The organism is Methylobacterium sp. J-059, from assembly GCF_022829485.1.
Taxonomy (GTDB): domain Bacteria; phylum Pseudomonadota; class Alphaproteobacteria; order Rhizobiales; family Beijerinckiaceae; genus Methylobacterium.
On the sequence record NZ_JAKSYA010000068.1, the window covers coordinates 20,721 to 32,235 of the forward strand.

Annotated in this window: 10 protein-coding genes and 1 pseudogene; 8 read left to right on the top strand and 3 right to left on the bottom strand. The window is 60.6% G+C overall.

The window, feature by feature from the left end:
• Positions 1 to 139: 139 nt before the first annotated feature.
• From MKK55_RS07645 to MKK55_RS07655, 3 genes are all read right to left on the bottom strand, one after another.
• Positions 140 to 982 carry a hypothetical protein gene (locus MKK55_RS07645; protein ID WP_243934031.1) on the bottom strand — a complete coding sequence of 281 codons (843 nt, stop codon included), beginning with the start codon at positions 980 to 982 and terminating at the stop codon, positions 140 to 142.
• A gap of 1 nt (position 983) precedes the next feature.
• Complete coding sequence (locus MKK55_RS07650; RefSeq protein ID WP_243934033.1) at positions 984 to 2,279, bottom strand: AAA family ATPase; 1,296 nt, start codon at positions 2,277 to 2,279, stop codon at positions 984 to 986.
• Positions 2,280 to 2,682: 403 nt separating this feature from the next.
• Positions 2,683 to 3,582, bottom strand: a complete 900-nt coding sequence (locus tag MKK55_RS07655; protein WP_243934035.1) for a LysR family transcriptional regulator — start codon at positions 3,580 to 3,582, stop codon at positions 2,683 to 2,685.
• A 98-nt stretch (positions 3,583 to 3,680) separates the two neighbouring features.
• On the opposite strand from MKK55_RS07655, the gene MKK55_RS07660 reads away from it, so the two are divergent.
• From MKK55_RS07660 to MKK55_RS07695, 8 genes and pseudogenes are all read left to right on the top strand, one after another.
• Positions 3,681 to 4,448 carry an amino acid ABC transporter ATP-binding protein gene (locus MKK55_RS07660; RefSeq protein WP_279596055.1) on the top strand — a complete coding sequence of 256 codons (768 nt, stop codon included), beginning with the start codon at positions 3,681 to 3,683 and terminating at the stop codon, positions 4,446 to 4,448.
• 20 nt (positions 4,449 to 4,468) lie between these two features.
• Complete coding sequence (locus MKK55_RS07665; RefSeq protein ID WP_243934036.1) at positions 4,469 to 5,266, top strand: ABC transporter substrate-binding protein; 798 nt, start codon at positions 4,469 to 4,471, stop codon at positions 5,264 to 5,266.
• Positions 5,266 to 5,931 (top strand): amino acid ABC transporter permease, encoded by a 666-nt coding sequence (locus tag MKK55_RS07670; protein ID WP_243934041.1) that lies wholly within the window; start codon positions 5,266 to 5,268, stop codon positions 5,929 to 5,931. Before MKK55_RS07665 ends, MKK55_RS07670 begins: the two co-directional genes overlap by 1 nt.
• Entirely contained in the window at positions 5,918 to 7,201 is a 1,284-nt protein-coding gene (locus tag MKK55_RS07675) for a M20/M25/M40 family metallo-hydrolase (protein WP_243934037.1), read from the top strand. Before MKK55_RS07670 ends, MKK55_RS07675 begins: the two co-directional genes overlap by 14 nt.
• Positions 7,201 to 8,127 (top strand): arginase family protein, encoded by a 927-nt coding sequence (locus tag MKK55_RS07680; protein WP_243934038.1) that lies wholly within the window; start codon positions 7,201 to 7,203, stop codon positions 8,125 to 8,127. Before MKK55_RS07675 ends, MKK55_RS07680 begins: the two co-directional genes overlap by 1 nt.
• Before the next feature lie 367 nt (positions 8,128 to 8,494).
• On the top strand, positions 8,495 to 8,737 hold the full coding sequence (locus tag MKK55_RS07685; RefSeq protein ID WP_147812908.1) for a hypothetical protein: 243 nt from the start codon (positions 8,495 to 8,497) through the stop codon (positions 8,735 to 8,737).
• 974 nt (positions 8,738 to 9,711) lie between these two features.
• On the top strand, positions 9,712 to 11,241 hold the full coding sequence (locus MKK55_RS07690) for an acyltransferase family protein (protein WP_243934039.1): 1,530 nt from the start codon (positions 9,712 to 9,714) through the stop codon (positions 11,239 to 11,241).
• A gap of 143 nt (positions 11,242 to 11,384) precedes the next feature.
• Positions 11,385 to 11,515 (top strand): annotated as a pseudogene (locus MKK55_RS07695) (amidase); the annotation flags it as partial.

An 11,515-nucleotide genomic window follows, 5' to 3' on the forward strand; every position in this document is an offset into this window, starting at 1 on the left:
TACGAAGCAGAAGATTCAGGCGGATGCACATAGCATTTACCCTCAGCAAGCAATCTCCCCAATCCCATAAGCTAAGAAAAAACCGAAAAGTTACGCTAAAAAAACCCATTGGATTTCAATATGATATAAATGCCTTATCCTATTCAATATGTCCTTCACAATGAGAAAGTAAACTTTCAAAGAATTTATAGTTTTTAAGTAAATCAAATTCGGCAAAGCCTCTTAGAAGTTGCTCAATCCAGCCCTCATGGAGTTTTGTTTCAAATACGGATTTAAACCAGTAGCGAAAAATCTCATCTAAGATATGTATATTAACTGCGTCGCGCGGATCTCCTGAAAGAGTTGATCGCAAGCTAGTGAAACTATCTTCGAGTTTCTTCCATTCTTCTTGGGTGCCGCCGCGGGATTTCGATCTGCCGATCCAGTGCTGAACGTTAAGCGATAATCTCTTTTTCTCAAGCGTAAGCGATTTGTCGTAATCTGCCATCTTAACGGATGGTATCACTTCCTCTCTCATCCATCGAAGAACAGAAATCTCCCGAGCTATTGAGAGTATATGCATTAAATCAGATTCATCAAAGCCATCATTTAGTGCCTTTCTGATAAAATTAGCTGCCTGACTAATATCTAGTGGGTAAATCTCAACACAAGATAAATCAGTTATCACACCACATGAGTTATAGATATGTTTATGGAAAGCATCCCCATCTCGATCGATAACGCAAACGATGCGGCGAGCTTGAATTGCGCTTAGGAAGGTAGATGCTGCATAGAGCCTTCCTTTGTTGCCTCCCAAAACATTTGCATCGAACAGATCAAAGGAAACACGACTGGCCGGATAGAGCTTATGCCGCAACGCTGTGCCATTAAAAAACTCTCTCAATATGGTTTGGTCAGATTCGCCCTCAACAAGTATATTGGCCGTTTTTTTATCGAGTTTAGAATTCGTGAGGATTTCAGAAAACTTTCTTTCTGGTAGCATCTTAAAACTCAATCTGACAAATGCGATCACTGAATTCAGTTAGGATTTCGAGAGAGTGTGTAGCCATGATAAATTGCACCCCCGAGTTCCTGACAAGCCCACTTAGAGTCCTCGGGAGTTTCCTTTGCCAATATACATTCAAAGAAAGCTCGGGTTCGTCAATCAAAAATAGCGTTCTTGAGTTTCTTAAAAGAAAAACAGAGGAAAGTAGAACAAACAAATGTTGTTCACCCGACGATAGTACTCGCAGAGGAACCCGCCTTCCATCCTGTCCTATTATACGCAAGCCCCTGTCTAGATCAAAAATAATTTCCTTCCTTGAAAGATAACTATTGAAAGTTTCTACCAAAAGTCCAAAGTCTATTGCAGATGGAGTAAGCGCATTTGTCCTGGCGACGGCAGCGTTTATATAAGGCGTGAGAACACGAACAACATCTAGCCGACGCACTTCACTAGTATTAGAGACCAGTTCTCTGATCTCAGATACAGGGATTTTTGAAATGGCTTTAAACTTGAGTAGCGATTGAGATTTATTTTCAAGAATATCCAACGTATCTAGAAAGTTTGCAACATTTAGTTCAGAGTTACTACTATCTTTTTCTTGAGAGATATCTTTAGCGAGTTCTAAGTAAATTCCATCGGCTGTTTCCTGACCTGACCGGCCTTCCTTCAATACTTCTTTCCGAAATGCCTCTTCGATTGCTTTAGATAATTTTACTATTTCGATTTCTGAACTATCAGAAGCACGCTTGTGATTTTTGCTTTGTTGGAACACCCATTGGTTTTTTGTGTCAACGGAATCGTCTTTTAGGTTTAATATTGAATTTGTCGATTTGATTCGTCGACGATCGCTGACATACACTAAATCCAGACCGATCGAGGAAAGAGCATGTTGAAATTGTTCGATTTTCCCAGCCCCCCCGATTTTGAAAGTGCCTCGCTCGCTTAACTCGACAAGATATGACTCGCTCCGTCCGCCAAAATCCATTATTTGAGTATAAGGCCCATCCGTTGTTTTCTCTCTATATAATTCTATATTTACTCCCAACGATGTTTCTATTTTTACGCGTTTAAACTCGGTTTGTATTAAATCTGTTCTTATTCCAAAAGATGCTTTTGCTAGAGCACCAAAAATTAGTTTGAGCAAAGTTGTTTTTCCAGAGCCGTTCTCGCCATAGATCAATGTAACATTTTGGTCGCTAGTGCTCAATGTTTCAGTATCAATTTCATATGTCGCATAACCGAATAGATCCTCAATAATCACCTTTTTTATGACTGACTGCATGGTGCTAGTCATCAGATTCCCCAAAAAATCAAAATTTATGGTGGTGGGCTTTAGTCGGCATCTCGAATCAGCTAATACCACTCCCTATTGGTCCACGTCATCGACTAAGAAGCGCGTAGCGAACTGCGACGGACTAAGCCCCCCCCTTTTTTTTCCTAAGATCTGCTAAACTCCGACTTCAGAAGGAGCGGTCGGCCCAGTTGCGGCGATCCAACCACCGGCCGTCATGGCAGGTGCATCTCCGTTTGCCGGACAAATTCGCGCGTGCTCCGTGCCGGAATCATGAGCACGCAGAAGCCGGTCTCGAAGCTGTGGAAGCTACCGCATTCGATCGGCCGTGAGCGCTTCTACATTGCGTTAGGGTGGTGCGACGTCGGCGGCACGCCTTTGTTCACGTTAAGTGTTCCTTGGTTGGTTATTCAATCACAAGATAGGGTTGGACGAATTCGTCTAAGGTTTCGATAAAGCGCTCTGCAAGATGCGACGTCCCCCCTCGTGAAGGCCGCAAAACACCGACTTCGTAGGGGATAGTCGGCATGAATGGCCGGACGACGAGATCAGATCGACCGTGGGTCGCCTGAGCCGCGCTGATCGGATCGGAGATGCAAACCCCTACTCCGTGTAGAACGAGGTTCAGAGCCGTTGCGTAGAATTCGCACTCGGCGACAATATTTGCGCGGGTTCCCGCCGTCTCAAAGGCGCGGGCGATTGGTATCGTCGTGCCGTGGCCCGGCAATAATCCAATCAGTGGATGATCGTCTAGGAGGGACGGGGTGATCTGCGCCTCACCAGCGAGCACATGGTCGATGCGTAGCACCGCCACGCAGTCGAACCGGTAGCGATGCACGATGGCGTCGGTCCGATCGAACGGCGCCTCGGCGATGCCGAGATCGAAGGCACGCGTCGCAACAAGATCGCGCACCTCGCGTGAACTGCGGGTCAGGAATCGAACTGTGACCTGCGGGCGCGACGCTCGAAAAGCCGCGAGTATCTGTGGGAGCCAGGCGATGCCTGGTCCCGGATTCGACGCGATGGTGAGGTGTCCGCAGGTCGCCGCCTGGATGCCGGCCGCCGCCTCGTCGAGCCGCGCCAGCCCAGCCAGCGCTCTCAGCGCTTCCTGATGAAGCAGTAGCGCCTCCGCCGTTGGCACGATCTGGCGCCCTTCCCGTTCGAACAGACGGAAGCCGGCGCGACGTTCAAGATGGGCGAGTGCCACCGAGACGGCAGGCTGGGTTACCCCGAGCGAGCGGGCTGCCGCCGTCATCGAGCCGCTCTCGACAACCGCAGCGAAGATCTGAATTTGCCTGATATCCATAAGCAATGTTTATGGCCCCAAACAACGCTAGGCAAATGGAAATTGCGCTTTGATACCCGCCTCGATGAGATTGGCATAAGCGTTGCTAATCTCTGGCTATGGACAGTAGGCCTCCACCAAAGATTCTCGCCGCCGAGGCCCTGACGAAGGCCTACGGCAGCACGCCAGTCCTCCGTGAGGTCGACCTCGCCCTACGCGAGGGCGAGGTCGTGTGCGTGATCGGCCCCAGCGGGTCGGGCAAGACAACCCTTCTGCGATGCCTGGCTTTGTTGGAGGAGCCTCAGGGCGGCCGCATCGTCATGCGCGACCAGATCGTCGGCGCTCCGCGGCAGAGCGCTGAGGTTCGGAAGGCAGCCTGGGGCGTGCGCGCCGACATCGGGATGGTCTTCCAACAGTTCAATCTGTGGCCGCACATGAGCGTCCTGGCTAACGTGATCGAGGCGCCCATGCGCGCTCGCGGCGTTCCGAAAGACAAAGCGATCGCTCAGGCCGAGCTGCTCCTGGCAAAGGTCGGGTTGGCGGACAAACGTGATGTCTACCCGACGCGTCTCTCGGGCGGACAGCAGCAGCGCGTCGCGATCGCGCGTGCCCTGGCGATGCGGCCGTCCGTGCTGCTGTTCGATGAGCCGACGAGCGCCCTCGACCCCGAGCTTCGCCGGGAGGTCCTCGTCGTCATGCAGGCCCTGGCCGAGGAGGGCATGACGATGATGGTCGTGACCCACGAGATGGGCTTCGCCCGCCGCGTCGCCGACCGGATCGTGTTCATGGACCAGGGTCAGATCGTCGAGGAGGCGCCGTCCGAGCGCTTCTTCGCGGCGCCCGCCAGCGCCCGGGCGCAGCGCTTTCTTTCGCAACTCGAACACTGACCAGGACCGAGGAGAGATCGATGGAATGCTTCAAGACCCTGGCAGCTGCCGTTGCTTTCGCGTTGGCCTTTGCTGGCGGCTCGGCGCAGGCCCAGCAGTCGGAATCCCGACTCTACCAGGTGACGAAGGCGCACAAGCTGCGCGTCTGCGTCTGGCCGCTCTACTACGCAATCACGATGCGCAACCCTCAGACCGGCCAGTTGGAAGGGATTGACGCTGACTTGTCCAAGGAGTTCGCAAAGGACCTCGGCGTTGATCTCGAATACGTCGAGACATCGTTTGGGACCTTCACCGCCGATCTCCAGGCCAACAAGTGCGAGATCGGTATGTTCGGCGTCGGCGCCACCATGAAGCGCGCACAAGCGGTCGCCTTCAGTCGGCCCTACCTGGTCACCAACATCTACGCCGTGATCCGGCCGGGCGGCCGGGTCAAGCAGTGGAGCGACATTGACCAGAAGGGCGTCGCGGTCGCAGTGACCCTAGGAAGCTACATCGAGCCGTTCATGCGCGGCTACCTGAAGAACGCCAGCCTGACCGCCGTCACCGCGCCTGCGACCGTCCAGGCGGAGATGATGTCCAATCGTGCCGACGTCATCATGTCGGACTTTCCGACCGCACTGAAGATGAAGAAGGAGTTCGGCACCGAATTTCTAACGCCACCTGAGAAGCTTGCCGTCACGCCCTACGCCTACGTGGTGCCGCAGGGCGACCAGATCTGGCTGAACTACGTCAACCTCTTCGTCGAGACGATCAAACTGGACGGGCGGCTTGCCAAAGCCGCCGAGCGCAACGGCCTCGGTCCGATCGTCGCGCCGTGATGGGGGCTTACCAATTCCGTTGGGACGTCATCCCCGCCAACATCGGCTTCCTGATGTCGGGCGTGGGGATGACGCTCCTCATCTCTGCCTTGACCCTCGTCTTCGCAACGTTCGGCGGGCTCGTCATCGCAGCAATGTCCGCGTCGCGCCTATGGCCAGCGCGGGCGGTCGCCTACGCCTTCGGCGAGGTGATCCGCAACACGCCGATCCTCGTCCAGCTCCTCTGGGTCTACTACGTTCTTCCGATGCTGCTCGGCATTCGGCTCGATGCCCTCACAGCCAGTATCATCGGCCTGTCGATCTATTCCTCAGCCTTCATTGCGGAGGTCTTCCGGGCGGGCATCCAGGCTGTGCCGGTTGGCCATCGAGAGGCAGCGCAGGTGCTCGGGCTGTCGCAGGGACAAGCGTTCGTCCGCATCGTCCTCCCCCAGGCGGTGCGCCTGATCCTGCCGCCGCTCGCTGCCAACTTCGTGCAGCTGATCAAATACTCCTCGCTCGCCTCGGTGATCTCGGTCGGCGAGGTGACGCGGCGCGGCATGGAGCTGTCCTCGAGCACTTTCCGACCCCTGGAGATCTTCACCTTCATCGGACTGGTTTATTTCGCGATCTGCTGGCCCCTGACGCAGTCGATCCGCATGTGGGAGCGCCGTCTTGCCCGCCGTTGAAACCTCGTTTGCATCCGACACCCTAACAGTCGCCGAGATCCGACACCGCCTTGCAGAGGCTCGTCCGGACGCAGTTGCCGAACTTGCCCTCCGCCTAGTTAGGGCTGCCTCGCCGAACCCACCCGGATCAACAAGCGATGCCGCCGATGTCGCCGCGGCGATCCTCAAAGAGCACGTTCCGGACGCGGAGATCGTGCGCCACGAACCCGCGCCCGGGATCGTCAACCTTGCTGCCCGCATCCATGGCCGAGGGCCGGGCCCGCGCGTGATCTTCAACGGGCACCTCGACACCTACCCAATCGGCGCACCAGAGGATTGGACCGTGGATCCTTCCGGTGTGCTGGACGGGGACCGGCTCTACGGCCGTGGGGCGTCCGACATGAAGGGCGGCATAGCCGCGGCGATCCTCGCTTTCTCTGCCCTCGCAGAGGTCCGATCTCATTGGTGCGGCGAGCTTGTGCTGACGCTCGCGGGCGACGAGGAGACCATGGGTCCACTCGGGACGCGTTGGCTGATGGACAATCTGCCGTGGGCGACGGGCGATGCCGTCCTCATCGCAGATGCTGGTTCGCCGCAGGTGCTGCGCTTCGGCGAGAAGGGGTTCCTCTGGGTCGAGGTCGTGGCCTCGGGGCGTCCGGCTCACGGGGCGCACGTGCATCGCGGCGACAACGCCATCGATCGGCTTCGAGCCGCCCTCGACCGGCTTTCTCGCCTGCCCGATCTGGTCTTTGACACCCCGTCCACGGTGCGCGAGGCCATTGCGGCGTCGAAGCCGATCTCGGAGCCGCTCGCCGGCGTCGGTGAGGCGGAGGTCTTGGGACGCTGCACCGTGAACATCGGGCAAATCCAGGGCGGCACATCGCCGAACCTCGTGCCGGCCCGGGCGAGCGCCGCACTCGATATCCGCCTCCCGGTCGGCCTCTCCATCGAGACGGTGGAGGAGGCCCTAACCCGCGCTCTCGATGAGCCCGGCCTTAGCTACCAAGTCATGCGCCGGTTCGCTCCGAACCACACGGATCCCTCTCATCCCTTGGTCGTGACGTGCGCGGCGGCCGCGCGTGCCGTCACCGGCGCGCCGGTCGCCGTGAACATGCGGGTCGGCGGATCAGACGCGCGCTGGTTCCGGATGGCTGGGCTGCCGACCGTCGTCTACGGACCCACGCCCCACGGAATGGGAGGTCCCAACGAGTTCGTTCTCGTCAGCGATCTTGACCAGGTCGCGCGAGTGCACGCGCTTACCGCCTTCGATCTGCTTCAGGACGCGTCGTGATGGAAGCGCTCTTCCACCAACCCATGACCTTCATGGGGCTGCCGGCTGGACGCCCGGGCCCGGGATGCCGCGCCGCGATCCTAGGCGCACCATTCGACTGTGGCACGCATCCCTTCCGCGTCGGCGCTCGCCAGGGGCCAGCGCACGTGCGGCAGCAATCCGGCCTGATCCGCCGGTATCACCCGGCCCTGGCGGATGCAGACGTGCTGACGCTGCTCGGTGCCGTCGATTGCGGGGATGCGATCCTGACGCCCGGCCGCATCGAGGACGCACTCCCACGCATCGAGGCCGCCGCGACGTCGATCCTCGAGACCGGTGCCGTTCCGATCGGCATCGGTGGCGACGGGTCCGTCTCGCTTCCACTGATGCGGGCCGCGGCCCGACAGCATCCCGGCCTCGTCGCGCTGCACATCGACAGCCATACTGATGCCTACCCCTACGTCCCAGAAGATCGCTACAACGCCGCGACGCAGTTCACGAACGCAGCCGAAGAAGGTCTCGTCGACGCCGCGCTCTCCTGGCATGTCGGCATTCGCGGGTTCACCTATCGTGACGGCGTTCTCGATCATGCCGATCGTCTCGGATTTCGTGTCGTCACCACCGAGACGCTACTGCGACGCGGTTTTGAGCAGACCATCGCTGAGTTCCGCCACGCCGTCGCAGAACGACCCGTCTATCTGTGCTGGGACATGGACGTGTTCGACCCGTCGGTCGCGCCGGGCGTGTGCACACCAAGCTGGGGTGGCCTGAGTTCTCGCGAAGGGATCGAACTCCTTCGCAGCCTTACTGACCTGAACATCGTCGCGGTCGACTTCAATACTGTCAGCCCGCCCCAGGACGTGAACGATATGGCCGCGCATCTGTGCGCGCACATGATCATGGAGACGATGGTGCTGCTGGCACGTCAGTTCGGGCTACTCGCCTGATATGCGAAGTGCGGCGGAGCTGAGCGCAGCGATCGGCTCCTCAAGTTCGCCGTCCAGGCTCGCACCCGTGCACATTCGATCAAATCGATCAGGTCCGGATCGGCTTCGTCGAAGAGGCCGCGGGCATCTCCTCCGATGTTCAACGCCCTGAGATGAAAGCGCTTCACACCACTGCAGCGTTCGAGCGCAGTGCACGCACGTGAACTCGTGGTGGCCGGAGCTGCTTTCTGGGCTGATACCACCTGAGCCTTGGATCAACGAATGACCGGCGGGCGTTCACGTAGCGGACCGCCCATCCTCGGAAGAACAGGTTCTCGGCCCGGGCTTGGTTTCAGGCATAAGAGCGAATGAGAAAAGGTCCACGAGAATGAATAAGGCGTTCGGTGTTCAGGTGACGGTCACACCACCCGGCGCGCAGGAGGCGAAGACCGCCCCTGTGATCGTCGTCGCCAAGGATGATCAGGATGCTGCGCTTGTCGCGGCAGAAGCCGCAGGTGAAGGTGCGCAAGCAGACACTCTGCGGGAGCTAACCGAGGAAGAGGTCATGGAGCACGACCTCGACCTGCGAGAACATGGGACTGTTAAAGCCCTGTCCATCTTGAACCTCTAAGGGCGATTCGCTTGCCAAGGGTTGAACCATTGAGCTGGGGGGCACAAAAGGCATTCCCCAGCCGCAACGCCCCGCCTTCTAGGACTTCGTGCTCTCGGCAGGATCGGAATGTTGCGTCGTCGTCAAGCTCAGAATGAAGTTTCCCGGCTTCGGAGACTGGACTTACATCGGGCTCAATCTGAAATTTCGCTGGTCGAGGGCTAACTGGAAAAACGATCCAGGTTTTGCCGGGCAGACATTGTGCCGCTGCGTTTCAGCTCGCATCTCCTCAGCCGTCCGAACGCCGTCGCCGCGACCTTCATCGAAGGCACCTTCAGCGGCCCGATGTGGCCCAATTGCGCCGCGACAGGCTTTCTCCCACCGAAGTTGTGGACGTTGACCTCCTAAGTTATTGAAACATCTGGAGGCACTTAGCGCATCGGAGAGCCGGGTCCTCCACCTTCGGAGGGCAACGCTCTATCCAGCTGAGCTACGGGTGCTGACCGTGCCGATTTCCTAGCCGATGCCGCTGCGCGGCGCAACGGGGCTGTCGCGGGGTCGAAGGCCGGGGGTGATGACGGCGTGGGTCGCCGTTGCCGCGGTCCCACCGATCGGCGAGGCGTCACGGCGCACGTCGCCGTCGCACGTCGCAATCCGCGGCGCTCGGTGCGCATCGCGCCATGGTGCCCCGGGCCGGCGAAGCGGGGGATCAGGGTTCTGCGATCCGAGCGAGGCTTCGCACGCCATCCGGGCAAAGTGTTCGAGCGATACCGGTATCCTCATACTGTTGCCCAAACGGCAGACCCGGCCAAAGACGGCACGGCCATCTTGTATCGGCCATGTTTCTGATTGTTTCTGGCGGGCATCCGCGCTGCGACGCTCAGCGTGCAACACCGTTCGAAGCGCCGGCGATGCAGACTCGTCTCGACCGACATCATCCTCCCGCCGTCACGGCCCCGACGCATTCGGGGCCGGCAGGCGGCGCCCTGGCGGCCGTGAGCATCGCGCGGCCCGGCGGGGCGCTGGCGAACCTGCAGCTTCTGCGGGCGTTCGCGGCGAGCCTCGTCCTGGTGCACCACGTCGCCGTGTATGCCCAGGCGCTGCGTGGCGCCGCACGGCCTTTCGCGAACCTCGACACCCTGATGGGCGTCTGGGGCGTGGCGATCTTCTTCGCCCTGTCGGGCTTCCTGATGGCCCGGCTCGTCACCCGCGATGCGCCGCTCGTCTTCCTCGCGCATCGGGTCAGCCGCATCTTCCCGACCTACGTCGCGGTGGTGGCGCTGTTCGCCGGCCTGTTCGCGGCGCTGGGCCTGCAGTTCGGCGGCGTGTCCGTGCTCGCCCTGTCCCTCGCGCCCGGAGGCGCGCGAAGCTCGCCCCTCAACGTGGAGTGGACGCTCGCCCTGGAGCTGTCGTTCTATGTCGGCCTGTTCCTCCTGGCCTCGGCCGGGCAGGCGCGGCGCCTCGTTCCCCTCGCCGCCGGCTGGCTCGTCCTGCTGGCGATCGCCTTTCCGCTGCTGCCGCCCAACAGCCGCAGCCTAATGCCGCCGCCGCTCTACCTGGTGCCGGTCACGGCGGCCTGTGCGCCCTTCGCGGGCGGCCTGCTGCTGCCGCGGCTGATCGCGTCGGGCTGGATGCGTCCGTCCACGGCGCTCCTCGCCCTGCCCTTCCTGGTGCTCTGCGTCTTCGTCGACACGGCGGCCGCGCGCTGGCTCGGTGGCGTCGCCGCGGTGCTGATCGTGGGCGCCGCCGTCACGGCGCCGCCCGTCCGCCGGGTGGGGCTGGTGGCGCGGGGGACGATCGCGCTGGGGGATTGGAGCTACGTGCTCTACCTCGCGCATCCGCCGGTGCTGCTGCTGGCGGGCTGGGCTTGCCCGCCGGACTGGTCGGGGCTTGCCTATGCCGGCGTCTGCCTCGCGGGCTCGCTTCTGGCCGCCGCGCTCCTCGGGCCCCTCGACGTCGCGTTCTATCGGCGCGTTCGCGGCCGGATTGACGCTGCGGGTCCGGTCGCGCTGAGGCGGGGCGTGACCGCCTTCCTCGTCGTGTTCACCGGTTGCGCCCTCTGGGGCAGCACCGAGACGGCGCGCAACGACTGGGCCGAGAGCCGGGCCCGCGATGCGGTCGCCGCCCTGCCCGCCCAGGCATGGACGTCGCGGGCGGCGGCCGTGGCGGCCATCGCCGCGCGGGGCCTCGCCCTGCCCCCCACCCTGCGAACGGCCGTCGAGACGTCGGAGCGCATCTCCCCAACGGAGCTCCTGGTCGGGGCCTACGCGCTGGATCCGGACCAGCCGAGCCGAAGCCTGCATCTCGCCCTGTTCTGCGGCGGGCGCCTCGCCGCCTTGGACAAGCCGCGGCGCTTGCGCCGGGACCTCGCGGCTCGGCCTGGCTTTGAAGCGATGGGCGAGCGGCGGATCGGCTATCGCCTGCGCATCCCTGCCGATTCCTGCAGCCGGGAGAACGCGGTCGCGGCGCTCGTCGACGAGACCGGCCTGATGGCGGCGCTCGCCGTCCCGCGAGCCGGGTGGTGATCGGGATCCACGTCGGCGGCGGCGGCGGGCGATGACCGGCATGCGTCGTGGCGATGCCGGGCCCTGGTTCGTCGATTGCATCCGCGATCCGCCGCGTCGCCGAGCGCGACGCCGCGACCTGTGATCCGAGCCGAGGAGCGCACATGCCGACGCATCACGAGATCCCGGCCACCCCCGACAAGATGGTGCTCGGCTACTTCGACGCCGCGCTGCCGCCGGTGCTCGAGATCGCGTCCGGGGACACGGTCACCCTCCATTCCTTCCCCGCCGGCGG

Excerpts from the sequence above, each read along its gene's own strand:
- MKK55_RS07645 (WP_243934031.1), bottom strand. The coding sequence starts at position 982 with ATGCTACCAGAAAGAAAGTTTTCTGAAATCCTCACGAATTCTAAACTC.
- MKK55_RS07650 (WP_243934033.1), bottom strand. The coding sequence starts at position 2,279 with ATGACTAGCACCATGCAGTCAGTCATAAAAAAGGTGATTATTGAGGAT.
- MKK55_RS07655 (WP_243934035.1), bottom strand. The coding sequence starts at position 3,582 with ATGGATATCAGGCAAATTCAGATCTTCGCTGCGGTTGTCGAGAGCGGC.
- MKK55_RS07660 (WP_279596055.1), top strand. The coding sequence starts at position 3,681 with ATGGACAGTAGGCCTCCACCAAAGATTCTCGCCGCCGAGGCCCTGACG.
- MKK55_RS07665 (WP_243934036.1), top strand. The coding sequence starts at position 4,469 with ATGGAATGCTTCAAGACCCTGGCAGCTGCCGTTGCTTTCGCGTTGGCC.
- MKK55_RS07670 (WP_243934041.1), top strand. The coding sequence starts at position 5,266 with ATGGGGGCTTACCAATTCCGTTGGGACGTCATCCCCGCCAACATCGGC.
- MKK55_RS07680 (WP_243934038.1), top strand. The coding sequence starts at position 7,201 with ATGGAAGCGCTCTTCCACCAACCCATGACCTTCATGGGGCTGCCGGCT.
- MKK55_RS07685 (WP_147812908.1), top strand. The coding sequence starts at position 8,495 with ATGAATAAGGCGTTCGGTGTTCAGGTGACGGTCACACCACCCGGCGCG.